The organism is Streptomyces sp. NRRL S-455 (assembly GCF_000717875.1).
In the GTDB taxonomy this organism is placed as follows: Bacteria; Actinomycetota; Actinomycetes; order Streptomycetales; family Streptomycetaceae; genus Streptomyces.
The window spans coordinates 40668-67343 of the sequence record NZ_JOCT01000007.1 but is presented as its reverse complement, the minus strand read 5'-3'; the positions used below and the strand labels follow the sequence as shown (position 1 = coordinate 67343).

Here is a 26676-nt window from a genome sequence, read left to right as displayed (position 1 = left end):
TCGGTTTATGACCCCTTTTGTTCTGGGCGCGCACGGAAGCACACCCCGGCGCATCGCCTCGCAGCAGGACAGGAGCGGTCAGCCTCCGTGCATCCGTACACCCCAGCCACCACGTCAGACGACGGCGGCCCGGAGGGGTGCAGGCGCAACGGCCCTAAACCGCCTCGTAGGCGATTCCCTCGCGAGCCGTCGCGGACCCGCCGTACGGCACGGCGCCACTGCCGCACGCTGCGGCGTCGCGCGATGCCGCGTCGCAGTCCAGCTCGCACCAGATGCGTTTGCCGGCGCCCTCGGCGCTCCAGCCCCAGCGGTCGGCGAGACCGTCGACGAGAGCGAGCCCGCGGCCACCGGTCGCGTCGTCGTCCGCGCACCGGGGTACCGGGGCACGGAGGCTGCGGTCGGCGACCTCGAGACGGACGATGGCCTCCCCGGTCGCCGCACCCGGCAGGGACAGCCGCAGCACCGCCGGGCAGCCGGTGTGCACCACGGCGTTGGTGACGAGCTCGGAGACGAGCAGAATCAGCGTCTCGGCGAGCGACTCGTCGGCCCGTATGCCCGACCCGGCCAGGCGCGAGCGAGCCCACTGCCGGGCCCGCCCCACTTCTGCGGGGTCGGGCCGGATCTCCAGCTGCACTTGAAGCACCTGCACCGCTCACACCATCCGAACCGGCGGACACTTAGGCTCGCGCCTCACGAAGGCCACGATCGTAGCCATTTTCTGCATGGCCAGAACAACGGCCGGGGCAGAGATCACGGAACGTGAATCCCTTGTGGGACAGCATGGTTGACGTACAGTCACCCCAACAAGCGCTTCGGGCATATTCCAGCGCGAAGGAGTACCCGTACGGCATACTGTGCGACGCTCGCCATGGGCAGTCGAACAGGCGGCGCCACCGGGCCGCGCTGCACTCAGAGCCACTCGCATCTCACACAAGGTACCCGAGCGGACGGCCGACTCCGGGCGGTGACGAGCCACGCGCGGGACACGACCCGATATCAACTCTCCGTAGTTCCGGTATGCCACGATCCGCGACATGCCCGCGGGGCCGCGGAGCGCCGCCGCGCCAAGTCGGCCTGTCAGAGCGTTCCGGTCAGCAGATCTACCGCGAGCACCTCCTCACTCTCCGTGACTCCCCCGGTGCGTTGAGTTCGAACCCATGCGCGTTTCATATGCAGATGGACCTCGGATTCCCAGGTGAAGCCCATGCCGCCGTGCACCTGGAGACAGTCGCGGGCGCCGCGCACGGCGGCCTCGTCGGCGAGCAGCCGGGCCGCGGCGATGTCGACAGGGTCGGCGGTGACCGCGGCCGCGTACACCGCGGCACGGGCCGTCTCTGTCCGGACCAGCATCCCGGCGCACAGGTGCGCGACCGCCTGGAAGGCTCCGACAGGACGGCCGAACTGTTCGCGCGCCCGGGCGTGTTGCGCCGCGAGTTCGCAGACCCGGCCGGCCGTGCCGAGCTGCTCGGCGGCGGTGAGGAGGACGGCGACGGGATCCGGTGCCGCCGCCGCGCCGCCGGGCACGCGGTGCAGGGGGGTCAGCGGGTCGAGGGAGCGCAGCGGTACGGCTCCGGTGGTGTCACCGCGTACGACGTCGGCTTCCGCCAGCCACTCCACCAGCCCGCCGTCCACGGCCGTCACGACCGTCTCCCCGGTGGCGGCTCCCGGCACCACCCCGGCCGCGAGATGCGTGGCGACCAGCGGCCCGGGCAGCAGCGCCCGCCCCGCCTCCTCGAACACCAACACCGCCTCCGGCAGTCCGAGTCCGACCCCGCCGTCCGCCTCCGGCAACCGCAGCGCGAAGAACCCTGCGTCCCCGAGGGCCCGCCACATCACCCGGTCCGGACCGGCCGGACGGACGGCACGGCCCGCTCCGCCATCGCCCGCCGCCGCCCGCAGCGCCTCCCCGTCGAAGTGTCGCGCCAGCACCTGCCGCATCCCGTCCCGCAGGGCCCGCTGATCGTCCGTCAGCCGGAACCGCACCGCCCGTCACCGTCCCTTCGGCAGGCCGAGGAGCCGCTCGGCGATGATGTCGTGCTGGATCTGCGAGGTGCCCGCCGCGATCGTGTACGACAGCGAGGACAGCCGGTCGAGCGTCCACGGCCGGTCCAGGTCGAGGCTGTCGGCGCCCAGGACCTCGGCCGCGGTGTCGTACAGCTCCTGGCGGGCGTGCGAGTACCGGAGCTTGAAGACCGAGCCCCCGGCGCCGGGCACGCCGCCCGCCGCCTCCGCCGCGCTCACGTTCCACTGCGTCAGCCGCCACAGCGCCCGGAACTCGGCGTTGAGCCTGCCCAGCCGGCGCCGCAGCGCCGGGTCGTCCCAGCGGCCGTTCTCGCGGGCTTCGACGGCCAGTTCGCCGAGGACGCGCCGGCAGGCGACGACCTCGCCGGCGAAGGCCGTGCCGCGTTCGAAGGACAGCGTCACCATCGTGACGCGCCAGCCGTCGTTCTCGTCCCCGACGCGGTTGTCCACCGGTACCCGCACCTCGTCGAGGAAGACCTCCGCGAACTCGGCCGACCCGGCGAGCGTGCGCAGGGGCCGTACCGTGATGCCGGACGCGTCCATGGGCAGGGCGAGCCAGGTGATGCCCCGGTGCTTCGGGGCGTCCGGGTCGGTGCGGACCAGCAGCTCGCACCAGTCGGCGACCTCGGCGTGGGACGTCCAGATCTTGGAGCCGGTCACCACGTAGTCGTCGCCGTCGCGCCGGGCGCGGGTGCGCAGGGCCGCGAGGTCGGAGCCGGCGTCCGGTTCGCTGAAGCCCTGGCACCAGACCTCCTCGCCGCGCAGGATCGGCGGCAGCCAGCGGGCCCGCTGTGCGTCCGTGCCCTCGGCGGCGATGGTCGGGCCGGCGTGCAGGAGGCCCACGAAGTTGGCCCCCACGTAGGGCGCTCCGGCCTTCTCGGTCTCCTCCAGGAAGATCAGCCGGGTGGTCGGGGAGGCGCCCCAGTGAACGTCGGCGTACCCGGCGTCGTACAGCCTGCGTTGCCAGCCGAGGTCGTACGCCCGCCGCCCCGGCCAGTCGTCGGGGGACGGCCCGGGCGGGAGGCCGGGGAGTGTTTTCGCGAGCCACTCCCTGAGCCCGGCCCCGAACTCCTCCTCCTCGGGCGTGTACGACAGGTCCATCAGCGGTCGAGGTCCAGGTCGAGCATCCGGATGGCGTTGCCCCGCATCAGCTTGTAGACCGTCTCGTCGTCGAGGCCTCCGACGTGGTCGAGGGCGACCTCCTTGGTGTGCGGGAAGGTCGAGTCCACGTGCGGGTAGTCGGTCTCGAAGGTGGCGTTGTCGCGGCCGACCGCGTCGATCGACGCGACCCCGTGCTTGTCGCGGAAGAAGCAGCAGAAGATCTGCCGGTAGTAGTACGTCGAGGGGGGCTCGGGGACGGTGTCCCGGACGCCGCCCCAGGCGCGGTGTTCCTCCCAGACGTCGTCGGCGCGTTCCAGGGCGTACGGGACCCAGCCCATCTGGCCTTCGGAGTAGGCGAGTTTGAGGCGCGGGAACTTCACCAGGACTCCGCTGAACAGGAAGTCCATCATCGAGGCCATCGCGTTGTTGAAGCTGAGCGAGGCCTGGACGGCGGGCGGGGCGTCCGGGGAGGCGGCCGGCATCTGGGACGAGGACCCGATGTGCATGTTGACGACCGTGCCGGTCTCCTGGCAGACCGCGAAGAAGGGGTCCCAGTAGCCGGAGTGGATGGACGGCAGCCCGAGGTGGGTGGGGATCTCGGAGAAGGTCACGGCCTTCACCCCGCGCGCGGCGTTGCGGCGGATCTCCGCGACGGCCAGCCCGACGTCCCACAGCGGGATCAGGCAGAGCGGGATGAGCCGCCCGCCGCTGTCGCCGCACCACTCCTCGACCATCCAGTCGTTGTAGGCGCGCACGCAGGCCAGGGCGACCTCCTTGTCGTGCGCCTCGGCGAAGGTCTGGCCGCAGAAGCGGGGGAAGCTGGGGAAGCAGAGGCTCGCCTCGACGTGGTTGAGGTCCATGTCCTTGAGGCGTTCCTTGGGGTCCCAGCAGCCGGGTCGCATCTCCTCGCGGGTGATGCCCTCCAGGGTCATCTCGTCCCGGTCGAAGCCGACGGCGGCGATGTTGCGCTTGTACGGGAACTTCAGGTCCTCGTAGATCCACCAGTCGGTGGGCGGGCCGTCCGGGTCCATGGTGATCCGGTACTTGCCGCCGACGTAGGCGAGTTCACCGATCCCGGCGGTCAGTGGCCGGGGCCCGCGGTCGCGGTACTTGGCCGGCAGCCAGGTGTCGAAGAGGTGGGCGGGCTCGATCACGTGGTCGTCGACGCTGATGATGCGGGGCAGTTCGATCGCCATGGGTCCCCTCCGCCGGGCGGTACTTATCTGATGCAGCGTCAGATAGCATCCCACCTGACGACCCGTCAGCCAAGGAGCAGGGGGCAGCCGTGAACGAGACCCCGTACGCCCTGAGTTCGTCCCGCACACTGTGGGAGCTCGTCGCCCGCCGGGCCGCCCTCACCCCCGGCCACCCGCTCTTCCTCCAGGACGACCGCACGCTGACCTGCGACGGGCTGCGGGCGCGTGCCGAGCGGGTCGCGGCCGGGCTGTACGGCATGGGCGTGCGCCCCGGCACGGTGGTCGCCTGGCAGCTGCCCACCCGCATCGAGACGGTGCTGCTCTCCTTCGCGCTGGCCCGCCTGGGCGCCGTGCAGAGCCCGGTGATCCCCTTCTACCGGGACCGCGAGGTCGGCTTCGCGCTGCGCGAGTCAAGGGCGGAGTTCTTCGCGGTGCCGGGTGAGTGGCGCGGCTTCGACCACGCGGAGATGGCCCGGCGGCTCGGAGCGAAGGGTGTCTTCGAGGCGTACGACGACCTGCCCGACGGCGATCCGTCCGTACTGCCTCCCCCGCCCTCCGACGGCACGGCCGTCCGCTGGATCTACTGGACGTCGGGCACGACCTCCGACCCCAAGGGCGTGCTGCACACGGACCGTTCCCTGCTCGCGGGCGGTTCCTGTCTGGCGCACGCGCTGCGGCCCTCGGCGGACGACGTGGGGTCGATCGCCTTCCCGTACGCGCACATCGGCGGGCCCGACTACACGGTGATGCTGCTGCTGTACGGGTTCCCGGCGGTGCTGTTCGAGCAGTTCGCGCTGCCGGACGCGCTGGCGGCGTACCGCGGGCACGGGGTGACGATGGCGGGCGGGTCGACGGCGTTCTACTCGATGTTCCTGGCGGAGCAGCGCAAGAAACCCGGGACTCCGATCGTCCCCTCCCTGCGGCTGCTCGCGGGCGGCGGGGCGCCCAAGCCGCCGGAGCTGTACCACGCGGTGGTGCGCGAGATGGGCGTGCGGCTCACCCACGGGTACGGCATGACCGAGGTGCCGATGATCACCATGGGGGCGCCGGACGACGACCCGGAGCTGCTGGCGACGACTGAGGGGCGGCCGCCGGAGGGGATGGAGATACGGATCGTCGACGGCGAGGTGCGGCTGCGCGGGGAGGCCGTGTGCCGGGGCTACCTGGACCCGGGCCAGACGGCGGAGGCCTTCGACGAGGAGGGGTTCCTGCGCACCGGCGACCTCGGGCGCCTCAAGGAGACCGGGCACCTGGTCCTGACCGGCCGGCTGAAGGACGTGATCATCCGCAAGGGCGAGAACATCTCGGCCCAGGAGATCGAGGACCTGCTGCACCGGCATCCGGCGGTCGGGGACGTGGCGGTGATCGGGCTGCCGGACGCCGGGCGCGGGGAGCTGGTGTGCGCGGTGGTGGAACAGCCGCCCGGGGCCGAGGCGTTGACGCTCCCGGCCGTGACCGCGTTCCTGCGCGCCGAGGGGCTGTCCGTGCACAAGCTGCCGGAGCGGCTCGAGGTGGTGGACGCCCTTCCGCGGGGCGAGACCCTGCGGAAGGTGCTGAAGTACAAGCTGCGCGAGCGCTACTCGGGCGCGTGACCCTACTCGGGCACGGTGAAGTAGCGGGCGAAGGCGGGGACGACCTCGGCCTCGCCGACCTTGCCGTCGCCGTCCGCGTCGAGCGTGCCGGCAGCCGCGCGGGCGGCGTCCTCGGGGACGCCGAGGCACTTCAGGACGCGGGCGGCCTCCTCGACCGTCGCCGTGCCGTCACCGTCGGTGCCGGCGACGTCCAGGGCCGCGTGCAGGAAGGGGCGGGCGATCTCGGCGAACCGGTCGGGGTTGTCACGCAGGCGCTTGACCGCGCCGGTGACGAACTCCTCACGCGTGATGCGCTGGTCGCCGTCGCGGTCCGCGATCCCCGCCATGCCCTGCCAGAACGCCTCCGCGCCGCCGTACAGCGCCTGCCCCTTGTCGGACCGGGCCGCGACGGCGAACTCCGTGAGCAGCGCCTTGGCCGCCCCCATGAAGTCCTCGCGGTCGATGTAGCCGTTGCCGTCCTGGTCGAAGGTGGCGAACCGGGCGGCGATCTTGCGCTCGTACTCGCTGCTGACCATGTCTCTTTCAGGCCGCCTTACGTCGGGTGGGTGCGTCTCGCTCGGAGCGTACGACGGAGGGGGCCGCTCGGGCGCGGAAAAACGTCACTTGTGCCAAGACCGGGGGAATTCCAGGACAACAGCGTTTCAGAACAGCGACACTCGGCCCACCGTGCGTCACCGGACCGTCACGCGGACAGGGGTTCACCCTCGTCGCCCAGGGCCGCGTCCACATCGCCGTACACGTCGAAGAGCCTGCGTACGCCCAGCGCGCCGAGGACCCGGTTCACATGCGACCCGTCGGCCGCGCCCCGGGCGGGCAGCACCAGCCGCAGCCGGCCCTGGCAGGAACGGATCAGGCGACGGGCGGCGATGAGCACGCCGACGCCGCTGGAGTCGCAGAAGAACACGTCGGACAGGTCCAGGACAAGACAGTGGTGCCCTTCGGCCACTACGTCGTGCACACGCTGACGCAGCACCGGCGACGTCACCAGATCCAGCTCGCCCGACACCTGGAGCACGGCCCACTCGCCCTGCTCGCCGCCGGTCACTTTGAAGGTCACCACACGCCCTTCGCTCGCCAAAACGGAAGCAATGCCTACGCTTCCTTGCAGCGTGGCTGCCCAGCGGCCGTTCCCTGAAACACATCTCAGGAAACGGATACCTCTCAGATGAGGCTTGATTTAGTCGACTTCGATCCGATTCGATCCTAACCAGACACGTCTGATCGGAGAGCGGATGGGTAGGCGGCCCTCTACCACCTGCGGCCGACCAGGGGGCGCACATTGCCATAAAGGGGCGTGCACCACCGGACGTGCCGACTACATTCGGAGAGACATCGACCACAGGCTGGGCAGGGCACGGGCGCGGGACACGGGCAGGGGGCGAGGGAGCCGCATGGCGAAAAGGGACGTACCGCCCCGCTGGGACCGCAAGATGCAGCAGCGGCTGGTCCGCGGGGAGGCGGCCGCCCTCGGTGAGCTCTACGACCGGTTCGCCTCCCTCGTGCACGGCCTCGCCCACCGGGTACTCGGCGACGAACGCGCCGCCGACAGCATCACCCGCGAGGTCTTCGTCCACGTCTGGGAGCACGCGGACTCCTACGACCCCGGGCAGGGCCCCCTGCGCACCTGGGTCGCCACCCTGACCCAGCGCCTGGCCGTCCAGCGCCTGCGCGCCACCGAGACCGCCGCCCTCGCCCGCGAAGGCTCCGGCACCACGGAGGAACTGGAGCGGAGAGTGCGCCGCGCCTCGGTCGCCGCCCGGGCCGACTACATCGTCCAGTCCATGCCGGTCCCGCTGCGCTCGGCCCTGGAGGGCGCCTACTTCCAGCGCCGGGACTACCGTCAGACGGCCACCGACCTCGGCATCACCGAGGACGAGGCCCGCCGCCGCCTCCGCCTCGGCCTGCAACTGCTGTCCACCGCCCACGACTCCGAGGCTCCGGGCGCACCGCCCGGGTACGGGGGTGCGGCGTGAGCGGGCCGGACCGGTTCGAGGCGTACGACGCCCATGAGGGAGAGGGCGGCCAGGCGGAGTCCGGCGCTCCCGAGAAGCCCGGCGGCATCGAAGAGGTCGGCGCTCCCGTGGAGTCCGGAGGTCCCGAAGGGTCCAACGTTCCCGTGGAGTCCGGAGGTCCCGAGAGGCCCTGCGGTCCCGAAGAGCCCGGTGGCCTCGAAGAGCCCGGCGCTCCCGAAGAGTCCGGCGCTCCCGAGAAGCCCTGCGGCCCCGAAAGGTCCGGCGGCCCCGAAGAGTCCGGCGGTCCCGTGGAGCAGGACAACACCCGGAAAGAAACCGGCATTCGGGACGAGAAGGGTCAAGGCGGGCCAGGTGGGCCCGAGCGCGGCGGTGAGCAGGGAACCGGGCACCGGAAGCCGCCGCGGATCCCCATGCCCCGGGTCTCCGTCGAGGACGGCTCGTCGCCACTGCCCGCGGCCCCACCACCGGCAGGGCCCGTGCTCGAACACCCCGTGCTGAAGTCCCTGCTCGGTGCCTGGGCGCTGGCCGCGTGCTCGGCCGAGGAGGCCGCAGCCGTCGAGCTGCACCTCGGCGAGTGCGGCGCGTGTGCCGACGAGGCGCGGCGGCTGCGCGAGGCGGTCGGGCTGCTGCAGCGCCCCGAGAGCCTCGACCTGGACCCGGGCCTGCGCACCCGCGTCCTGGAGTCCTGCCTGGAGCGGCGCCCGCCGCGCATCCCGGTGCCGGACTGGGCTGCCGCGTACGACGCCGAGACCGCGCGTCTGGACGCCCTGCTCCAGGACTTCGGTGACGCCGAGTGGCACGCGCCGGTCCGCCTGCGCTGGTTCCGCGGCGACGAGCCGACCAGCCGCCGCACCACCGTCGCCGGGGTCATCGCCCATCTCCTCAGCGTCGACGGGCTGGTGGCGGTCGCGCTCGGCCTGGACGACCCCCTGGGCGACGTCACGCCCCCGCGGCCGACCCCGGCGGCCCGTACCGAGGCGTACTGGCGCGCCTCCCACTTCCCGCCCACCCGCGCGGTACGGGCGCCCTGGCGCGACCAGAGCCACAGCCTCGTCCGCGCGGTGTCCTTCACGGGCGGCGGCGTGGACGGGACGCGCGTGCCGTACGGCGGCTTCGAGCTGCCCCTGCACGACGCGATGCTGGACCGGGCCTTCGAGTGCTGGGTGCACGCGGAGGACATCGCCGACGCCGTGGACTACCCCTTCGAGCCGCCGTCCCCGCGTCACCTGCACCGCATGATCGACCTGGCGGCCCGGATGCTCCCGGCCGTCCTCGCCCACCGTCGCGGCAACGGCCTGGCCGCCCCCGCCCAGCACCGCCTGGTGGCGGCCGGCGAACCCGGCCGCAGCCTGCGCCTGGAGATCGAGGGCTCGGGCGGCGGCGAATGGCTGATCCCGCTGGACTCCCCCGCGGCCAAGGGCTCCGCCGAACACGAGGTGGCCCACGTCGCCCTGGACGGAGTCGAGTTCTGCCACCTGGCAGCGGGACACGTGCCCCCGCGGGAGGCGGCGGCGGGCCAGGTGGGAGACAAGGAGGCGATCAGAGACGTCCTCTACGCCGCCGCTTCACTCAGCCGGATGTAGAACCCGACGTGAGGGGCACGTCCGCAGGGGCGCGGGGAACTGCGCGAACAACCCCCACCCACCGTCACTCGCGTACGAAACGGGACCCCCGAGCTCCTAGGCGAAAATCACGGTCCGCCGCCCATTGGGCAGAATCCGCCGCTCGGCATGCCACTTCACCGCCCGGGCCAGCGCCTGGCACTCCACGTCCCGCCCGATGGCGACCAGCCCCTCCGGCGTCACGTCGTGCCCCACCCGCTCGACCTCCTGCTCGATGATCGGCCCCTCATCGAGATCAGCCGTCACATAGTGAGCGGTGGCCCCGATCAGCTTCACACCCCGGGCGTGAGCCTGGTGATACGGCTTCGCCCCCTTGAAGCTCGGCAGGAACGAGTGGTGGATGTTGATGATCCGCCCGGAGAGCGCCTTGCACAGGTCGTCCGACAGCACCTGCATGTACCGCGCCAGAACGACGAGCTCGACGCCCTCCTCACGCACGATGTCGAGCAGCCGCGCCTCCGCCTCCGGCTTGGTGTCCTTCGTCACCGGAACGTGGTGGAAGGGGATGTCGTAAGACTTCACCAGCTCCGCGAAGTCCGTGTGGTTGGACACCACCCCGGCGATCTCCACCGGCAGCGCCCCGGTCCGCGCCCGGAACAGCAGGTCGTTCAGGCAGTGCCCGAACTTGCTGACCATCAGCAGGACGCGCATCTTCTCGTCGGCCCGGTTGATCTGCCACTCCATCTGGAAGGAGTCACCGATCGCCGCGAAGCTGGCCCGCAGCTTCTCCAGGCTCACCGGCGCGTCCGCCGAGAAGTGGACGCGCATGAAGAACAGTCCCGTGTCGTGGTCGCCGAACTGCTGGCTGTCCTCGATGTTGCAGCCTGTCATGAACAGGTAGCTCGACACGGCGTGCACGATGCCCTTGCGGTCCGGGCAGGAGAGGGTGAGGACGTACTGGTCGGCCGGGACCGCGGCGCTGGTGGACTGCTCGTTCATGCAGGACAGGGTCCCACAAGGACCGACGGCACCGGCAATCGTCCCGCTACGCGGACCTCGTCATGATCCGCAGCACCTCCAGGCTGCGCGGCGGCGCGTCCGGCTCCTCGCCGTCGCTCGTGGCGAGCCGCACATGCGCGTCCCGGGCCGCTCCGACCGCCTCCGGCCACGCCTGGTGCTCGAGGTACGCGGCGACCGGCGCGTCCGGCCCGACCTGGTGCATGATCCGCAGCACCCGCAGCACGGCGGCGTCGACGAGGGCCGCCTCCTGTGCGTCACGGAAGATCGTGCCGACGTACTTCTCCGCGGACCAGTGGTCCAGCCAGGTGTCCTCCACCAGCCGGTACACCGCGTCGGTCACGTCGCCGTAGCCCTCCACGCCGGCCAGCCAGACGTCCCGCTGGAAGACGGGATCGGAGAGCATGTGCAGCGCCGAGCGCACATTGCTGCGCCAGCGCCACCACGGCATGTCATTGACGGGCATGCCGCCCATGGTGGATGAGCGACGGCCACGACGGGAAGAGTTCTCCGAAGCTTGCACGGTCATCGATCGTACGTTCCCCTCCACATCGGTCACTTCTGCCCCCGCAATTCACCTGTGCGTCACCAATTGTTGACCCGAGATCACTCACGGGTTAGCCGTGTGGCGGAATCGTGCGGAACCATGACCGGCAGGCGACGCAAGCGCAGCACATTCCTCCCCGGCCTCCTCACCCGTCACGCCAGAAACGGCGTCCTCTCCGTGGGCACGGCGGTCGCGTGCGCGTCGCTCCTCGCCGGCTGCGGCGTCGTCCCCGGCACCACGGGGGGCGCCGGGGACGACCCGATCACCGTCATGACCTGGGCTCCCCAGGACACCAAGGCGACCAACAAGCCCGGCATGCCCGCCTTCGCCCGCGCCTACGCCCGCTGGATCAACGCCAAGGGCGGGATCAACGGCCGCAAGCTCAACGTGCTGACCTGCAACGACCACAACGACAGTGTGGCCACCGCCAAGTGCGCACGGCGGGCCGCCAAGGAGAACGTGGTCGCGGTCGTAGGATCCTACAGTCAGTACGCCGACTCCTTCTTCCCCTCCCTGGAGGGCGCGGGCATCCCGTACATCGGCGGCTACGGCATCACCAACGCCGAGTTCACCAGCCCCCTGTCCTACCCCGTCAACGGCGGCCAGCCCGCGCTGCTGGCCGGGCTCGGCCGCACGCTCGCCGACTGCGGGCCGGTCGCGCTGATCCGGCCCGACAGCATCGTGGGCGACCAGCTGCCCCCGCTGCTCGACTCCGGCCTGAAATCGGGCGGGCACCCGGCCGCGACGGACCAGCGGGCGGCGGAGGACGCCACCGAGTACGACGGCCATGCCGCGCGGGCGCTGCGGACGACGACCGCCACGCCGGGCGAGGAGGGATGTGTGGTGCCCGCGCTCGGTGACCGCACCGGTACCTTCATGGACTCCTTCCGGCGGACCCGCGAGGACTATCCCGACGTACGGACGGCGACCGTGCTCGGCAGTGTCGACCAGACGGTGATCGACGCGACCGGCGGGGCGTCGGGGCCGTACGAGGGCTCGTACATCACCGGCTGGTACCCCGTGGCGAGCGATCCGCGCTGGGACGGGATGAAGAAGGTGATCGAGGAGGAGGCCTTCGGCGACAACCGCATCGACGCCGCGGACGCCGGAGTGCAGACCACGTGGATCGCCTACACCGTGTTCCGGAAGGTCGTCGAGTCGCTCGGCTCCGCAGAGGTGACCGCCGACACCGTGACGGAGGCCCTCGACGGCGGTCTGAAGGTCAGCACGGGCGGGCTCACGCCGACGCTGCGGTGGCACTTCCAGGACAAGCTCGCCTCCGTCGGCTTCCCGCGCCTGGTCAACGCGAACGTGACCCTCCAGGTGGTGCGGGACGGGCGGCTGGTGTCGGCGCGCAAGGGCTTCGTCGACACGACGCGGACGCTCCAGGACGCCGACGTGACCTACTGAGCGCACCCGCTCAGTGGTTCACGCCGGATCACCTCACGTCACAGCTGGGTCGGCTGACGCTCGGTCAGTCCGTACTGCTTCGCGATCCCGTTCCACAGGGCGGCCGCCTTGGCCTTCTCGGTGCTCGCCACGCCGCTGGCCCGGTTCCCGGCCTGGGTCTGGCCGGTGACCCGGGCCTGGCCCTTCCTGCAGCCCTTCTTGCCGGCCGTCTGGTCGGCCCAGGCCGCGTAGTGGTTGTCGGCCGAGGCCGAGGCCTGCCACGCCTTGGTGAGGGCCGTGGTCAGCGCGGCGTGGTCGGGCAGCTTGTCGACGGTGATGCCGGAGAGCCGGGTGACCAGCTCGCCTCGCTGCCGGGCCGCGTCGCGCAGGTCCCTGGCGGCCTGGGCCAGGTTGTCGCAGCCCTTGACGTCGGCCACCGCGTTGATCACGGCGCTCCGGCTGTCGCCGCTGTCGGCGAGCAGCTTGTCCAGCTCGACCGCCTGGGCCCGGGCCGGGTCGGCGGACGGTGACGCGGATTCCGCCGTGGCGGGCGCCGAGGCGGCCACCGTCTTGTTGTCGCCGCCGTCGTCGTCCCCGCCTCCGCCGGTGCCGAGCAACGCGCCCGCGCCGACGCCGAGGACGGCGATGCCGATGCCGACGGCCGCGATGACCGGCACGCGCGAGCCGCTGCGGCCGCCGCGACCGGCCCGCCCGCCGCCGGGCTCGCCGTGAGCGGCGTGAGAGGGCTGGGAGGCGCCGTACGAGGGCTGCGGCTCCTCGATGCGGGGCAGCTGCTGGGTGGCGCCGGCCGGGCTCTGTGCGCCCCGCTCGCTGCGGAAGAGGTTCTCGAAGCCGGCGGGCGGCTGGTTGTCCCCGCCGGGCACCGGCGGGATGTACTGCGTCGCCTCGGCGTCCGGGTTCGACGCGGGCGGCAACGGCCCGGCTCCCGCACCGGCCCGCGGCCCGGTCCCCAGGAACGTGGTCGCCTCGGGGTCGTGATCGGCGGGCATCTCGGGCGGCAGGGCGCCCGGGCCCACCGGGGGTATGTACTGCGTCGCACCCTCGTCGGCGGACGCCGCGACGGGCGGCAGGTACTGGGTCGCCGCGGCACCGTCCCCGGCGACGGGCGGCAGGTACTGAGTCGCCCCCTCGTCGGCGACGGCCGGCAGGGGAGCGCCCGCGGCGGCACCGTGTCCGCCGGCGGCAGGCGGCTGCTGGCCACCCGCGACCGACCCGGACCCGGCCTGCGGGCCGCCCGCGGCGGGAGACCCGTAGGCACCGGAGGCGGGCGGCAGGGGAGCGCCCGCGGCGGCACCGTGTCCGTCAGCGGCAGGCGGCTGCTGGCCGCTCGCGGCAGCGGGCCCGTGCGCACCGGAGGCCGGCGGCAGGCCGCCCCAGGCGGGAGACCCGTACGCACCGGAGGCCGGCGGCAGGGGTCCTCCCCCGGCAGGGAAGCTGTGCGGGTCAGCGGCCGACTGCTGTGAACCGCCCCCTGCCGCAGGCCCGTACGCGCCCGAGCCGGGCGGCAGACCGTGCCCGGCGGAAGCCCCGTAGGCGTCAGCGGCCGGCGGCTGCGGGCCACCGGCGGGTGCGGCACCGGGGGCCTGCGCGTGCTGCGTGCCGGGGGCGGGCTGGTACGCACTGGAACCGCCTTCGGCAGGTCCGTACGCACCGGCAGCGCCTCCGGCAGGACTTCCGTAGCCGACGGGTCCGCCGACGGGGCCGGCGCCCTCCGGAGGCAGCGGGGCTCCCCCGGCAGGAGCGCTGTACGGGTTCGGGGGCTGTGTTCCCTCGGTGGGGAGCGCTCCCGGGCCCGGTGCGTCCCAGGCCGGTGACTCCGTCCACTGCTGGGGCGGTGGGGACTGCCAGCCCTGGCCCGGCGGTGGCGGCGGTGTCTGCTGGTCGGGGCCCCACGGCTGGCCCCAGGTCTGGCCCTCCGCGGGGGCGGCGGCCTGCGGCCGGCCGGTCGGGCGGCCGGCGGGGGCGTCAGCGGGTCCGCCCGTCATGCCCGGCAGCAGGGGTTCGCCACCGTCGGAGGGCAGCACGATGCCTTCGCGCGCGGGGCGCGCCGAGGGCTCCTCGCCCCGTCCACTCTGCGTCACCGGGACTCCTACTTATGGGGGACCTTGTGAATCGTCGGGTCACGCTACCGGGTCCCCTGAGCCCCGTGCCACGCAGCACAGGGCCTGACCTCGAGCCCTGTGAGCGCGGTAACACAACCAGGTCACGGCACGCCGCTCATGTCACCTCCCGCGCGCCAAGCGGCCGTTTCCCGCATGTTCACGCATCCGCCGACCCTGTGTTCACGCCGCCGCCTGCAAGTCCAGCCGCGCCCCGAACTCCCGTACCACCGCCTCGTCCCGGTACGGCTCCAGCCGCTGCTGGAAGTCCTCCAGGTACTCGGCGCCCCGGTTCGAGCGCAGCCGTTCCAGCAGGTCCACGGCCTTCATGCCGGTGCTGCACGCCTCCTCGATCTCGCGCTGCTGCACCTGCGCCGTGGCCAACAGCACATAGCCGATGGCCCGGCGGCGCGCCCGCGACTCGGGGTGCCCGGCCAGCGACTCCTGCGCGCACCGCGCCGCCGCCTCGGCCTGCCCCAGGTCCCGGTGACAGTGGGCCAACTCGTCGGCGAGGTAGGCCTCGTCGAAGTGCGCGATCCACACCGGGTCGTCCCCGGCGGCCGGGTCGGCCGCCTCCAGGGCGCTCACCGCGCGCCCGGCGGCTTCCTGGGCGGCGCGCGCGTCACCCATCAGGGCGTGCCCGCGCGCCTCCGCCGCGTAGAACATGGACTCGGCGCGAGGGGTCACGCGCCCCCGCGCCCCCTCCTGCGCCGCCCGCGCCAACTGCGCGATCTCCCGCGGGTTTCCGAGCTGCGCGGCGAGGTGGCTCATGGAGGCGGCCAGCACATAGCCGCCGTAACCCCGGTCCCCGGCCGCCTGGGCCAGCCGCAGTGCCTGGATGTAGTAGCGCTGGGCCAGACCGGGCTGCCCGGTGTCCACGGCCATGTACCCGGCGAGCTCCGTCAGCCGCGCCACCGCGGCGAACAGGTCCCGCCCGACCGCCTCCCGGTACGAGCCCGCCAGCAGCCCGGAGACGACGCTGTTGAGGTAGTGCACGACGACGGGGCGCACATGCCCGCTGCCGTACTGGTGGTCGAGGTCCACCAGCGCCTGCGTCATGGCCTGTACCGCCTGCACGTCGGACTGGCCCACCCGCGGGCCCGCCGAGCGCGCCACCTGGCCGTCGGGCGCGGAGATCAGCCAGTCGCGGCTGGGCTCGACCAGCGCGGACGCCGCCACGGAGGAGCCGGACAGGAAGTCCCGCCGCCCCACGTCACTGCGCCACAGCTCGCAGACCTGCTCGATGGCCCCCAGCACCGTCGGCGAGAACTGGAGACCGACACCCGAGGCGAGGTTCTTGCCGTTGGCCATGCCGATCTCGTCGATCGTGACCGTACGGCCCAGCTTGCGGCCCAGCGCCTCGGCGATGATCGCCGGAGCCCGGCCCCGCGGCTGCTGTCCGCGCAGCCAGCGCGCCACCGACGTCTTGTCGTAGCGCAGGTCGAGACCGTGCTCGGCACCGCACATGTTGACGCGCCGGGCGAGGCCGGCGTTGGAGCATCCGGCTTCCTGGATGAGCGCCTGCAGCCGTTCGTTCGGCTGACGGGCGACGAGCGGCCTTGCGGCCATGGCGTACCCCCTGAGGCTGCGGTGCCTGCCCACGCACCGAGTTGACGTGTCTCTTCCGCGGCCGAACCCCTCACGTCCCGGCGAAAAGATCCGGCCGTGAAGATCAATGCCCCGCCGACCAGGCGAAAATGCGAGGCATGTGAGGTTTGCCGGGGTGACGGCTGGTGCCGGCCCCACTCGTGGCTACCCAGCTCCGGCCGTCGGTCCTCCCGCGCGCCCCCGCACATGCACCCATGCGCCCCGAGGTCAGCGGCGATGCTCCTCCCCGCGCACGCGGGCGGGCGTAACCCCCGGTGACGACCAGAGTTGTGCTCATCGTGGAAGAGACGATCGCCGGCACCGAAGCCGCTCAGATCCCGAAGCAGCGCGGGGAATCGCTGCTGGAGACCGCTGTTCGCTACGCCGAGGAACGCCACTGGGACGTGTTCCCCGGCACCTGGCTGGAAGCCGCCGACGGCAGCCAGCGCTGCTCCTGCGGTGACGCGGCGTGCCCGGCACCCGGCTCGCACCCGGCGCGTCCGGACTGGGCGACGCAGGCGACGGGCAGTGCGACCGTCGCGCGGCGGATGTGGCAGAAGCAGCCGGCGGCGTCGATCCTGCTGCCGACGGGGCGGACGTTCGACGCGATCTCCGTGCCGGAGACCGCGGGGTTTCTGGCGCTCGCGCGGATGGAGCGGATGGAGCTGACGCTGGGGCCGGTGACGCTCACTCCGGACCGGCGGATGGAGTTCTTCGTGCTGCCGGGGGCTTCTGCGAAGGTGCCCGATCTGGTGCGGAAACTGGGGTGGTCGTTGGCGTCGCTGGATCTGACGGTGCTGGGTGAAGGCGCGTACGTGGCTGCGCCGCCCACGCGGTTCGGCTCGCGGGGGGCCGTGCAGTGGGCCTGCCGGCCGACTCCGGCGAATCGGTGGTTGCCGGATGCGGAGGAGTTGATCTCGCCGTTGGCCTATGCGTGCGGCAGGGATCGGTAGTCGCGCCTTCTGTCCTGTCCGGTTCGCGTCCATCGGCGGCTGCGGCTTCGTCGTGGTCGCTCGCGCAGTTCCCCGCGCCCCTGAAAGAAGGCCGGTGCACCACCGTAGGGTTCTCCGTGACGGAGGGAGACGCGGTGGGATCCAGCGCGGTGCGGGTGCGGGGGCTCTGGAAGCGGTTCGGGCAGCAGGTGGCTGTCGCGGGGGTCGATCTCGAGTTGCCGGCGGGCAAGTTCATCGGGCTCGTCGGGCCGAACGGGGCCGGGAAGACCACCACCTTGTCGATGGTGACCGGGCTGCTCAGGCCCGACCAGGGCACCGTCGAGGTGGTCGGGCACGACGTGTGGCGGGACCCCGTCGAGGTGAAGGCGCGGATCGGGGTGCTGCCGGAGGGGCTGCGGCTGTTCGAGCGGCTGTCGGGGCGGGAACTGCTGGCGTACACCGGGCGGTTGCGCGGGCTGCCCGGTGCCGAGGTCGACAAGCGCGCCACCCAGCTCCTCGACGTTCTCGACCTGGCGGGCGCCCAGCACAAGCTCGTCGTCGACTACTCGACCGGCATGCGCAAGAAGATCGGGCTCGCCACCGCTCTCCTCCACAATCCCGAAGTGCTGTTCCTGGACGAGCCGTTCGAGGGCGTCGACCCCGTGTCGGCCCATACCATCCGGGGCGTCCTGGAGCGGTACACCGCCTCGGGCGCCACGGTCGTGTTCTCTTCCCACGTCATGGAACTCGTCGAGTCACTGTGCGACTGGGTCGCCGTGATGGCCGCCGGGCGGATCCGCGCCACCGGGACCCTCGCCGAGGTGCGGGGCGACGCGCCCTCGCTGCAGCAGGCGTTCCTCGAACTCGTCGGCGCGCAGAGCCGGGACGCCGGGTCCGATCTCGACTGGCTGGGCGGCGGGTCCCGGTGAGCGCCCCGCCCATCACTCCCGTCTTCGTACGGCTGAAGCTGTCGCTGCTGCGCAACGGGCTGCGCCAGTCCGGCGGACGGAAGGCCGCCTACATCGCGTCGGCCGTCTTCGCCCTGTTGTTCGCCGCACTGCAGTTGATCGGCCTGATCGCGCTGCGCGGGCACGCGCACGTCGAGTCGCTGGTCGTGCTGGCCGTGACGGTGCTGGGCCTCGGGTGGGCGGTGATGCCACTGTTCTTCCCCAGCGGGGACGAGACCCTCGACCCGACCCGGCTGGTGATGCTGCCGCTGCGGCCCCGGCCGCTGGTGCGGGCCCTGCTCACGGCCTCGCTGGTCGGCATCGGGCCGCTGTTCACGCTGTTGCTGCTGACCGGTTCCGTGATCGCGGTGGCCCGGGGCGGTGCGGCGTTCGTGGTCGGTGTCGTCGCGGTCGTCCTGGCGCTGCTGGTGTGCCTGGCCCTGGCGCGGGCCGTCGCCGCCGCCAACGTACGGCTGCTGGCCAGCCGCAAGGGGCGGGACCTCGCGGTGCTGAGCGGTCTCGTCATCGCGGTCGGCGCGCAGGTCGTGAACTTCGGCGCGCAGCGGCTCGGCACGGCGGGGCTCGGCGAGCTGGACCCGGTGGGGGACGTGCTGCAGTGGGTACCGCCCGCCTCGGCGGTCGCGGCCGTGCACGCGGTGGGCGAGGGGTCGTACGGCCGCGCCGCCGTCCAACTGGCGCTGACCGCGGGCGCGCTGGCGGCACTGCTCGCGGTGTGGTCACGGCATCTGACCAAGCTGATGACCTCGCCCGACGAGTCCACCCTGGCCGGCACCGAGACGGCCGTGCGCGAGCGCTCGTCCACCGGGCTCGGGCGGCTGCTGCCCGCGGGCCGCACGGGCACGGTCATGGAGCGCAGCCTGCGGTACGTGTGGCGCGACCCCAAGACCAAGGCGGCCTGGGTGACGTCGCTGGCCATCGGCCTGATCGTGCCGGTGTTCAACGCCTGGCAGGGCACCGGGTCGGTGTACTTCGCGTGCTTCGCCGCCGGGATGCTCGGCATCCAGATGTACAACCAGTTCGGGCAGGACACCTCCGCGTTCTGGATCGTCGCGCTGACCATCTCGTCGCCCCGCGACGCCTACGTCGAGCTGCGCGCCCGCGCGCTGGCCCTGCTGCTGATCACCCTGCCCTACGCCACGCTCGTCACCGTGCTGACGACCGCCATGCTCGGCGACTGGCGGCGGCTGCCCGAAGCGCTGGGGCTGACCTTCGCGCTGCTCGGCGCGATGCTCGCGACCGGGGCGTGGACGTCCGCCCGCTTCCCCTACTCCATCCCGCAGGAGGGCTACAAGAACGTCGCCCCGGGGCAGACCGGGCTCGCCTGGATCTCGATCTTCGGCGGGATGATCGCGGCCGCAGTGCTGTGCGCGCCCCTCATCGCGCTCACGATCTGGCTGAACGTGAGCGCGCGGGGCGACGACTGGACGTGGCTGCTGTTCCCGGTGGGCACGGCGTACGGGGCGGTGCTCACCGTGGTGGGACTGCGGCTGGCCGCTCCTCAGACGGCCCGTCGGCTGCCGGAGATCCTCGTGGCGGTCAGCAAGGGGTGACCCGGGCGCTCCCCCGGATTCATTCGGTGTCGAGGCCGTCCAGGAACGGCTGGATGGCCGCGTACCAGGCCTCCGGCTGGTCGTAGTGCACCAGGTGGCCGGCGTCGGCGACCTCCGCGTACTGGCCGCGGGGCAGGACGCGGACCATCTCCTGGGCCTCGGCGCGGCCCAGCTCGCCGTCGAGGCCGCGCACGACCAGGGCCGGGCAGCGGACCTGGGCCAGCTCCTCCCAGTGGGCGTCGTACACCCAGGTCTCGCGGGAGCGGAGCATCTGCTCCGGATCGAAGACGGGGCGCCAGCCGTCCGGTGACTCGGCCATCACCTCGGCGTAGAACTCGCCGCGGGCCGGATTGGGCCGCTCCACCCAGGGGTCGTCCTCGCCGAACCACTTGCGGACGTCGGCGAGGGTGGCGAACGGCAGCGGCCAGGACTCGAACCACTGGGCCCACTCGCGCTGCGAGGCGCCGCCGAGCGCGGAGGCCCGCATGTCGCAGATGATCAGGCCGCGAACCAGGTCGGGGCGCCGGGCGGCGAGCTGCCAGGCGGTCAGCGCGCCCATGGCGTGACCGATCAGGACGACCGGGGCGAGGCCGAGCTGTTCGAGAGCGGCCTCGGCGTCGTCGACATAGGCGCCGCGGGTGAAGGACGCGTGCGGGGGCTTGTCACTACGGCCGTGGCCGCGCTGGTCGAGGGCGACCGCCCGGTACCGACCGGAGAGCCGGCGGGCCGTGGGCGCCCAGTGCGAGGCGCGGCCCATGAGGCCGTGCAGTAACAGCACCCCCGGGGAGCCGTCCAGTGCGGTGCGCCCGTCCCGCGGGCCCTGGCTGTCCCGGTCCGTGCCCCGCGCGTCTGGTGCGCCATGGGCGTCCTGCCCCGGATCCGGCTTGGGCGGGTCGCCGAACTCCCAGGCCGCGAGGCGTACGCCGCCCGTCCCGGTCACGTCGATGCGTCGCGCCATGTCCTGGCACCCCCCAAGCTTCGCGCGGACCGCGGCCGTCTCGGGCCGTCCGGTCCTGTGAACCGTGTTCTGCCTGCTGTGCCTTTGCCGTGCCTTGTGCCGTGCTGTCAGTGGGTCTCGTCGGCTGTGACTGCTGGTGTGTCTGTGCCCTGCGTCACCATGCAGACTATCGAATGCCCATTCGAGAATGCGCTTGTCGCGGGCAACACCCCTCGTTCGAGTGACCATCCCCGGGGATTGATCGCCGCTGCCGGGGGGAGATCTTCAGCGGGAGGCGGACCGCTCGGGGAAACCGGTCCGAGGGGAATGACCCTGAGAGCTCGGGGCTCCGGGTCAGCACAGGGGAGGACAGGCCCCGGCGCCACACGGCGCCGGGGCCTTCCCCATCTCCACGGCACATCCTCCCGCCCCCTCCCCGGCCGGGCGACATCGCTGTCGAGCCGCGGCCAAGAGCCCCTCAGGTCATATGCCCCACGCGACAGCGTCGCACGGGAACCGCGCGAGCGCTGCCATTCGACGGACCGAATACCGGATTCGACGGGATCACGCCAACGCCCCGAGCACCCCCTGCGAAACGGGAGTCGGCGCCGGCCTCGAACCGACGAGCCGCCGCCTCAGGGCTTGGCGACGAACACATGGGAAGCGATGTCCGCCTCCAGCTCGGCCGCCTCACCACCGCTGCCGACCAGCACACCACCCGCCGACTCGGTCACACTCACCACCGAGCCGGGCTGCACGCCCGCCCGCCGCAGCGTGTACATCAACTGCGCATCCGTCTGGATCGGCTCACCGATCCGGCGCACCACCACCGTCTTGCCCTCGGCACCCGGGTCGAGCGTGGCCAGCGACACCATGCCCTCGTCCAGGAACGGGTCCGCGCCGTCCTTCTCGCCGAGCTCCTCCAGACCCGGGATCGGGTTGCCGTACGGCGACTCCGTCGGGTGCCGCAGCAGCTCCAGGACGCGGCGCTCCACGGCCTCGCTCATCACATGCTCCCAGCGGCACGCCTCGGCATGGACCTGCTCCCACTCCAGACCGATCACGTCGACCAGCAGACACTCCGCGAGCCGGTGCTTGCGCATCACACGCGTGGCGAGACGGCGGCCCTCGTCGGTGAGCTCCAGATGCCGGTCACTGGCGACGGACACCAGACCGTCACGCTCCATCCGCGCCACCGTCTGGCTCACCGTCGGGCCGCTCTGGTCGAGCCGCTCGGCGATACGGGCGCGCATGGGGACCACACCCTCTTCCTCCAGCTCGAGGATGGTGCGGAGATACATCTCCGTGGTGTCGATCAGTCCGGACATACGTGCCCCTCGATGAGATCTGCCGGAGGCTGGACGGCTCACCGGCGCGTGCGCTGGCCCTCGACCCAATTCTGCCGGATACCACCGACAACCGTGCCGCCGGAGGCACAGCGGAGGTTACGACGCCCCGGGAACGGGTACAGCCGCCCTCTCCAGGAACTCCCGGCGCTCGGGACGCCCCCACACGGCCGTATTGACACCGCACTGGTCCAGACCGCACCGTGATGCGCGACACAAGCCCACCGAGGCCCCTGAAGGGAACCGTATGAGCGACCGCGCCCCGGCCGGCCAGTTCCTCGACGCCGCGATCGGCCTGCTGCAGCGGATCCGCGACGAGGAGGCCGACAGCATCGCGGCAGCCGGGACGCTCCTCGCCGACACCGTCACCGACGGGGGCCGCCTCTTCGCCTTCGGCGCCGGACACTCCTCCCTCGCCGCCCAGGACCTCGTCTACCGCGCCGGCGGCCTCGCACTCATGAACCTGCTCGCCGTGCCGGGCGTCGTCGGCGTCGACGTCATGCCCGCACCGCTCGGCTCCGCCCTCGAACGCGTCGACGGCCTCGCGAGCGCCGTCCTGGACAGCTCCCCGCTCCGCGCCGGCGACGCCCTGCTGATCATCTCCCTCTCCGGGCGCAACGCCCTCCCCGTCGAGATGGCCGTGCACGCACGCGCCCTGGGCGTGAAGGTCATCGGCGTGACCTCGGTGGCATACGCCTCGCAGACCGAGTCCCGGCACGCCTCGGGAACCTTCCTCAAGGACCACTGCGACCTCGTCCTCGACTCGAAGATCGCGGTCGGCGACGCGGAACTCACCCACGACAAGGTGCCCGCCCCCTTCGCCCCCGCCTCCACCGTCGTCACCTCGGCCCTCCTCCAGGCCGTCATGGCGACCACGGCCACCACCCTCGCCGACCGCGGCACCGAACCCCCTCTGCTGCGCTCCGGGAACGTCGACGGGGGCCACGACTGGAACGCGCGCGTGATGGAGCAGTACGCGGACCGCATCTACTACCGGCGCTGAGACGAACCGCCCCGGGCCCCGGGCCCCTCCCCGTCACATCACTCCGCGCCGGACAGCCCCTCGACACGTCACTCCGCGCCGGACAGCCCCGCGACACGTCACTCCGCGCCGGACAACCCCGCGAGATCCAGCGCCGCCGCGATCCGGACCGCCACGTCCTCCGCGTACATCGCGTCGGACCGCTCGAAGGCACTGCGCCCCGCACCCCGCAGGAACGTCACGACGCCCAGCGTCCGACCCCGGCTGCGCAGCACCGCGCACAGGGCGTGCACCGCGTCCGGCGGCCACTGCCGGGCCAGAGCCCACTCCCGGGCCTCCTCGGCCGGTACCGCCCCCGCGCTCGCCCGGAGCGCCCCGACCCGCTCCACGCACTGCAACGCCGGATGCCCCTCGGCATACCGCACCGGCAGGCCCGCCCGGCCCGCGACCTTGCTCGGACCCGGCGCACCGGACGGAGTCGCGGCGACCCGCACCAGCCGCACCGGCCCCCCGGACTCCGCATCCGCCAGCGGACCCCCGGCCACCCGGTCGATCAGCGCGTGGTCCGCGAACCCGGCCAGCGCGAAGTCCAGGTGGACGGTCGCCGCCTCCACCGGATCCTCGCACTCGGCCGCCGCCCGCGACGCCCGGTGCAGCTGCTGCGCACGGAACCGCAGCAGCGACGCCTCCTGCTCGCCCTGCTTGGCCTCCGTCACGTCCTGGAACAGCCAGCCCACACCCAACGGCACCGGCTCCTCCGCGAGCGGCGAAGCCAGCCGCACGAACCCGCTCCGCCAGCAGCGCCGCCGCTCCCCCTCCGGCGTCCGCACCGTCACCCACACCTCGGCCGGCGCGGGCGGCGCACCCTCCGCCAGCACATGCTGCAGCGCGCTCTCCAGCTCCTCCACACCCTGCGACAGCAGCTCCCCGAGCGGCCGCCCCAGCACGGACGTACGCCCCGTGCCCAGCGCCCGGGCCGCGTGCACGTTCACCACGGCCGGCCGCAGATCGACGTCCACGAGCACGACACCCCAGCCGGCGTCCTCGAACAGCGCCTCGCTCAACGCGATCGACCGCTCCAGATCGATCTGCGTGTGCACCTCGCTGAAGGCGCAGTACACACCCACCGGCTTCCCGTCGGGCCCCCGCACCACCGCCGACTGCGTCCGCACGAGCACCCGCCCGCCGTCCTTCGTCAGCAGCGCGAACTCGTGCACCTGACGCCCCGGGGCGTGCATCGCCGCCAGCAGCCGGCCCTCGACCTCCTCGGCGTCCGCGCTGCGCACGGCCCACCCGGCCAGCCCGCGCCGCCCCACGGCCTCGTCCGCGCTCCACCCCAGGATCCGCTCGGCCTCACGATTCCAGTGGGTCACGACCCCGTCGGCGTCGAAGGCGCACAGCGCCGCGTCCATACCGTCGAGCAGGGCGGCAAGCAGATCCGGACCACCCGGGTCCGAACCGTCCCGCCCGGGCTCGTCCGGCCCCAGTTCGTCGGTGGTCCCACTACGCCGGGAAGCACTCACCTGGACCCCCTGCAGGCTGCGTCCGCACGTACGGCACGTCGGTTCGCTACTTGCAATCATTCAACTGGAACGTGACCCAACGCACACCGGGTTCCCACAACATTGCAGGAATCGTTGTACGGCGGCGATCGCGACGTCAACGTGCCGGGAGCCGGAGTCAAGGTCTCAGAAAATCGGTTGATGCGGGGCCGGGCGGTTTCCTAGGGTTCCAGGTACACGAGAAGGGAGGTGGTTCGGCAGATGTATGAGAACCGGACGCGTGAGGTGGCTGCGGGCTAGCGGCCCGACACCACACACAGTGCGGTGCCGGACCAGCGCGTGAGCGAACGCGCAGCCGGCCCAAACTCCAGCAGTCACCCGACCCGCGAGTCGCCGGTACGTCCGGCCGGCTCCTCTCCGGAGGAACCAGACTCGCGGGTCGTCTGCGTTTTCGGGAGCCTCAGGGGGCGATGGCGGTGGACGAGTGGCGCGACGATCGGGTCGGGAGTGCGCTGCGGGGTGAGAATCCGGCCGTGATGCGCAGGCTGGACGCCGGGTTCGCGGCGATCGGCGATGTGCAGTTCCTGCCCGGTTACTCGGTGCTGTTGACGGACGATCCCGGGGTCCAGCGGTTGTCCGAGTTGCCGAGGAGCAGCCGGCTGGCGTTTCTGGGGGACATGGACCGGCTGGGGGAGGCCGTCGAGCGGGCCTGCCGGCGGGTGGAAGCGGGGTTTCGGCGGGTCAATCTGGAGATCCTCGGGAACGCCGACGGGTTCCTGCACGCGCACGTGTGGCCGCGGTACGACTGGGAGCCCGAGGATCTCGTGCGGCTGCCGGTGTGGCTCTACCCGCGTGCGATGTGGAGCGAGGAGCGGTACGCGCTCGGGGTGCGGCACGACCGGCTGCGGGAGGCGATCGGTGAGGAGCTGGACCGGCTCGCCGGGCGGGACGTGCTGACGGCCTCACCCGGTGCCGGGTGAGGCCGTGCGGCCGTCGGATCAGTGGGCGATGTCCCCGTAGCCCTCGATCTCGCGCGGGTTGCGGGAGCCGGGGCCGGTGTAGCGGGCCGAGGGGCGGACGAGGCGGCCGGTGCGCTTCTGTTCGAGGATGTGGGCGGACCAGCCGGCCGTGCGGGCGCAGGTGAACATGGACGTGAACATGTGGGCCGGGACCTGGGCGAAGTCCAGGACGATGGCCGCCCAGAACTCGACGTTCGTGGCGAGGACGCGGTCGGGGCGGCGGGCGTGGAGTTCGGCGAGGGCGGCCTTTTCGAGGGCCTCGGCGACCTCGAAGCGGGGGGCGCCCAGTTCGCGGGCGGTGCGGCGCAGGACCCGGGCCCTCGGGTCCTCGGCGCGGTAGACGCGGTGGCCGAAGCCCATGAGGCGTTCGCCCTTGTCGAGGGCGTTCTTGACGTAGGCCTCGGCGTCTCCCGTGCGCTCGATCTCCTCGATCATGCCGAGGACCCGGGAGGGGGCGCCGCCGTGCAGGGGGCCGGACATGGCGCCCACGGCGCCGGAGAGGGCCGCCGCGACGTCCGCGCCCGTCGAGGCGATCACGCGGGCCGTGAAGGTGGACGCGTTCATGCCGTGTTCCGCGGCGCTCGTCCAGTACGCGTCCACCGCCGCCACGTGCTTGGGGTCGGGCTCGCCGCGCCAGCGGATCATGAAGCGTTCGACGACGGAGTGGGCCTTGTCGATCTCACGCTGCGGGACCATGGGCAGGCCCTGGCCGCGGGCCGACTGGGCGACGTAGGACAGGGCCATGACGGCGGCTCGTGCCAGGTCGTCGCGGGCCTGCTCGGCGTCGATGTCCAGGAGGGGTTTCAGGCCCCAGACGGGGGCCAGCATCGCCAGGGCGGACTGGACGTCGACGCGGATGTCGCCGGAGTGCACGGGGATGGGGAAGGGCTCGGCGGGCGGCAGGCCGGGGTTGAAGGCGCCGTCGACGAGCAGGCCCCAGACGTTGCCGAAGGAGACGTGGCCGACGAGGTCCTCGATGTCGACGCCCCGGTACCGGAGGGCGCCGCCCTCCTTGTCCGGTTCGGCGATCTCCGTCTCGAACGCGACGACTCCCTCGAGCCCGGGTACGAAGTCGGACATCAGGCGGCTCCTCGTGATGTAAGTGACAGATGGTGTTGGTGTGGGGTGGGGCGGACCATGTGTCAGTCAGCTTGTGAAGCGGGCGGGCGGCCGTCCGATGGATCCACGGTCGTGCGCGGCGACTCGCGGTCCGGGCCGGTCTCCCCCCTGTGATGCCCCGTGCGGCTGGCGGTCACCCAACCGCAACGGCACCGAAACGATATCCCTGAGTGCCACCGTTGGGGAGACTTCGCGGCACTCAGTGCCACTCAGTG

Annotated in this window: 23 protein-coding genes; 9 read left to right on the top strand and 14 right to left on the bottom strand. The window is 72.4% G+C overall.

What is annotated here, in order from left to right; genetic code table 11:
- Positions 1 to 154: 154 nt before the first annotated feature.
- The 4 genes from IE97_RS0111845 to IE97_RS0111830 form a co-directional block, all read right to left on the bottom strand.
- The gene (locus IE97_RS0111845; RefSeq protein ID WP_030236391.1) at positions 155 to 634 is read right to left on the bottom strand and encodes an ATP-binding protein; all 480 of its coding nucleotides are present in this window, start codon (positions 632 to 634) and stop codon (positions 155 to 157) included.
- 443 nt (positions 635 to 1077) lie between these two features.
- Positions 1078 to 1983: an acyl-CoA dehydrogenase family protein gene (locus IE97_RS0111840; protein WP_030236386.1), complete on the bottom strand. Its 906-nt coding sequence runs from the start codon at positions 1981 to 1983 to the stop codon at positions 1078 to 1080.
- Positions 1984 to 1989: 6 nt separating this feature from the next.
- Positions 1990 to 3123 (bottom strand): acyl-CoA dehydrogenase family protein, encoded by a 1134-nt coding sequence (locus tag IE97_RS0111835; RefSeq protein WP_030236382.1) that lies wholly within the window; start codon positions 3121 to 3123, stop codon positions 1990 to 1992.
- Positions 3123 to 4319, bottom strand: coding sequence for an amidohydrolase family protein (locus IE97_RS0111830; protein ID WP_030236378.1), 1197 nt, complete (start codon positions 4317 to 4319; stop codon positions 3123 to 3125). Before IE97_RS0111830 ends, IE97_RS0111835 begins: the two co-directional genes overlap by 1 nt.
- A gap of 89 nt (positions 4320 to 4408) precedes the next feature.
- Between IE97_RS0111830 and IE97_RS0111825 the strand changes: the two genes are divergently transcribed.
- Entirely contained in the window at positions 4409 to 5911 is a 1503-nt protein-coding gene (locus tag IE97_RS0111825) for a class I adenylate-forming enzyme family protein (RefSeq protein WP_030236375.1), read from the top strand.
- Positions 5912 to 5913: 2 nt separating this feature from the next.
- On the opposite strand, the gene IE97_RS0111820 is transcribed toward IE97_RS0111825, so the two are convergent.
- Together IE97_RS0111820 and IE97_RS0111815 are read right to left on the bottom strand one after the other, a co-directional pair.
- Entirely contained in the window at positions 5914 to 6426 is a 513-nt protein-coding gene (locus IE97_RS0111820) for an EF-hand domain-containing protein (protein ID WP_030236371.1), read from the bottom strand.
- Positions 6427 to 6593: 167 nt separating this feature from the next.
- Entirely contained in the window at positions 6594 to 6968 is a 375-nt protein-coding gene (locus IE97_RS0111815; RefSeq protein WP_030236368.1) for an STAS domain-containing protein, read from the bottom strand.
- Between the two features lie 334 nt (positions 6969 to 7302).
- On the opposite strand from IE97_RS0111815, the gene IE97_RS0111810 reads away from it, so the two are divergent.
- Together IE97_RS0111810 and IE97_RS0111805 are read left to right on the top strand one after the other, a co-directional pair.
- Positions 7303 to 7884, top strand: coding sequence for a sigma-70 family RNA polymerase sigma factor (locus IE97_RS0111810; RefSeq protein WP_030236365.1), 582 nt, complete (start codon positions 7303 to 7305; stop codon positions 7882 to 7884).
- Positions 7885 to 8171: 287 nt separating this feature from the next.
- The gene (locus tag IE97_RS0111805; protein WP_030236360.1) at positions 8172 to 9467 is read left to right on the top strand and encodes a maleylpyruvate isomerase N-terminal domain-containing protein; all 1296 of its coding nucleotides are present in this window, start codon (positions 8172 to 8174) and stop codon (positions 9465 to 9467) included.
- Positions 9468 to 9563: 96 nt separating this feature from the next.
- Here the strand turns inward: IE97_RS0111805 and purU are convergent, their stop codons facing one another.
- Together purU and IE97_RS0111795 are read right to left on the bottom strand one after the other, a co-directional pair.
- Complete coding sequence (gene purU, locus IE97_RS0111800; RefSeq protein WP_030236355.1) at positions 9564 to 10445, bottom strand: formyltetrahydrofolate deformylase; 882 nt, start codon at positions 10443 to 10445, stop codon at positions 9564 to 9566.
- A gap of 46 nt (positions 10446 to 10491) precedes the next feature.
- Complete coding sequence (locus IE97_RS0111795; protein ID WP_030236352.1) at positions 10492 to 10992, bottom strand: SCO4402 family protein; 501 nt, start codon at positions 10990 to 10992, stop codon at positions 10492 to 10494.
- A 117-nt stretch (positions 10993 to 11109) separates the two neighbouring features.
- On the opposite strand from IE97_RS0111795, the gene IE97_RS0111790 reads away from it, so the two are divergent.
- Entirely contained in the window at positions 11110 to 12420 is a 1311-nt protein-coding gene (locus IE97_RS0111790; protein ID WP_030236349.1) for an ABC transporter substrate-binding protein, read from the top strand.
- Between the two features lie 38 nt (positions 12421 to 12458).
- Here the strand turns inward: IE97_RS0111790 and IE97_RS0111785 are convergent, their stop codons facing one another.
- Both IE97_RS0111785 and IE97_RS0111780 read right to left on the bottom strand, forming a co-directional pair.
- Positions 12459 to 14501 (bottom strand): hypothetical protein, encoded by a 2043-nt coding sequence (locus IE97_RS0111785; RefSeq protein WP_030236343.1) that lies wholly within the window; start codon positions 14499 to 14501, stop codon positions 12459 to 12461.
- A gap of 201 nt (positions 14502 to 14702) precedes the next feature.
- Positions 14703 to 16088, bottom strand: a complete 1386-nt coding sequence (locus IE97_RS0111780) for a hypothetical protein (protein ID WP_030236339.1) — start codon at positions 16086 to 16088, stop codon at positions 14703 to 14705.
- A gap of 308 nt (positions 16089 to 16396) precedes the next feature.
- On the opposite strand from IE97_RS0111780, the gene IE97_RS0111775 reads away from it, so the two are divergent.
- From IE97_RS0111775 to IE97_RS0111765, 3 genes are all read left to right on the top strand, one after another.
- Positions 16397 to 17059, top strand: coding sequence for a bifunctional DNA primase/polymerase (locus tag IE97_RS0111775; protein WP_106975328.1), 663 nt, complete (start codon positions 16397 to 16399; stop codon positions 17057 to 17059).
- A gap of 116 nt (positions 17060 to 17175) precedes the next feature.
- Positions 17176 to 17967 carry an ABC transporter ATP-binding protein gene (locus IE97_RS0111770; protein ID WP_030236332.1) on the top strand — a complete coding sequence of 264 codons (792 nt, stop codon included), beginning with the start codon at positions 17176 to 17178 and terminating at the stop codon, positions 17965 to 17967.
- On the top strand, positions 17964 to 19556 hold the full coding sequence (locus IE97_RS0111765) for a hypothetical protein (protein WP_030236328.1): 1593 nt from the start codon (positions 17964 to 17966) through the stop codon (positions 19554 to 19556). The genes IE97_RS0111770 and IE97_RS0111765 overlap by 4 nt, the downstream gene beginning before the upstream one ends.
- A gap of 19 nt (positions 19557 to 19575) precedes the next feature.
- On the opposite strand, the gene IE97_RS0111760 is transcribed toward IE97_RS0111765, so the two are convergent.
- Together IE97_RS0111760 and IE97_RS0111755 are read right to left on the bottom strand one after the other, a co-directional pair.
- Positions 19576 to 20514 (bottom strand): alpha/beta fold hydrolase, encoded by a 939-nt coding sequence (locus IE97_RS0111760; RefSeq protein WP_030236324.1) that lies wholly within the window; start codon positions 20512 to 20514, stop codon positions 19576 to 19578.
- Positions 20515 to 21128: 614 nt separating this feature from the next.
- Entirely contained in the window at positions 21129 to 21821 is a 693-nt protein-coding gene (locus tag IE97_RS0111755; RefSeq protein ID WP_030236318.1) for a metal-dependent transcriptional regulator, read from the bottom strand.
- 265 nt (positions 21822 to 22086) lie between these two features.
- Between IE97_RS0111755 and IE97_RS0111750 the strand changes: the two genes are divergently transcribed.
- A complete protein-coding gene (locus IE97_RS0111750) occupies positions 22087 to 22842 on the top strand; it encodes an SIS domain-containing protein (RefSeq protein ID WP_030236314.1) in 756 nt (251 codons plus the stop codon).
- A 98-nt stretch (positions 22843 to 22940) separates the two neighbouring features.
- Here the strand turns inward: IE97_RS0111750 and IE97_RS0111745 are convergent, their stop codons facing one another.
- The gene (locus IE97_RS0111745) at positions 22941 to 24344 is read right to left on the bottom strand and encodes a PAS domain-containing protein (protein ID WP_030236311.1); all 1404 of its coding nucleotides are present in this window, start codon (positions 24342 to 24344) and stop codon (positions 22941 to 22943) included.
- 449 nt (positions 24345 to 24793) lie between these two features.
- Here IE97_RS0111745 and IE97_RS0111740 point away from each other — a divergent pair, with 449 nt between their 5' ends.
- The gene (locus IE97_RS0111740) at positions 24794 to 25303 is read left to right on the top strand and encodes a diadenosine tetraphosphate hydrolase (protein WP_030236308.1); all 510 of its coding nucleotides are present in this window, start codon (positions 24794 to 24796) and stop codon (positions 25301 to 25303) included.
- 18 nt (positions 25304 to 25321) lie between these two features.
- On the opposite strand, the gene IE97_RS0111735 is transcribed toward IE97_RS0111740, so the two are convergent.
- Complete coding sequence (locus IE97_RS0111735) at positions 25322 to 26422, bottom strand: citrate synthase 2 (protein WP_030236303.1); 1101 nt, start codon at positions 26420 to 26422, stop codon at positions 25322 to 25324.
- Positions 26423 to 26676: the final 254 nt, after the last annotated feature.

Bases quoted from the DNA above. Each gene is read 5' to 3' on its own strand.
- purU (WP_030236355.1), bottom strand. From the start codon at position 10,445: ATGAACGAGCAGTCCACCAGCGCCGCGGTCCCGGCCGACCAGTACGTC.
- IE97_RS0111750 (WP_030236314.1), top strand. From the start codon at position 22,087: ATGAGCGACCGCGCCCCGGCCGGCCAGTTCCTCGACGCCGCGATCGGC.
- IE97_RS0111780 (WP_030236339.1), bottom strand. From the start codon at position 16,088: ATGGCCGCAAGGCCGCTCGTCGCCCGTCAGCCGAACGAACGGCTGCAG.
- IE97_RS0111735 (WP_030236303.1), bottom strand. From the start codon at position 26,422: ATGTCCGACTTCGTACCCGGGCTCGAGGGAGTCGTCGCGTTCGAGACG.
- IE97_RS0111740 (WP_030236308.1), top strand. From the start codon at position 24,794: ATGGCGGTGGACGAGTGGCGCGACGATCGGGTCGGGAGTGCGCTGCGG.
- IE97_RS0111810 (WP_030236365.1), top strand. From the start codon at position 7,303: ATGGCGAAAAGGGACGTACCGCCCCGCTGGGACCGCAAGATGCAGCAG.
- IE97_RS0111755 (WP_030236318.1), bottom strand. From the start codon at position 21,821: ATGTCCGGACTGATCGACACCACGGAGATGTATCTCCGCACCATCCTC.
- IE97_RS0111795 (WP_030236352.1), bottom strand. From the start codon at position 10,992: ATGACCGTGCAAGCTTCGGAGAACTCTTCCCGTCGTGGCCGTCGCTCA.
- IE97_RS0111830 (WP_030236378.1), bottom strand. From the start codon at position 4,319: ATGGCGATCGAACTGCCCCGCATCATCAGCGTCGACGACCACGTGATC.
- IE97_RS0111820 (WP_030236371.1), bottom strand. From the start codon at position 6,426: ATGGTCAGCAGCGAGTACGAGCGCAAGATCGCCGCCCGGTTCGCCACC.
- IE97_RS0111835 (WP_030236382.1), bottom strand. From the start codon at position 3,123: ATGGACCTGTCGTACACGCCCGAGGAGGAGGAGTTCGGGGCCGGGCTC.
- IE97_RS0111790 (WP_030236349.1), top strand. From the start codon at position 11,110: ATGACCGGCAGGCGACGCAAGCGCAGCACATTCCTCCCCGGCCTCCTC.
- IE97_RS0111760 (WP_030236324.1), bottom strand. From the start codon at position 20,514: ATGGCGCGACGCATCGACGTGACCGGGACGGGCGGCGTACGCCTCGCG.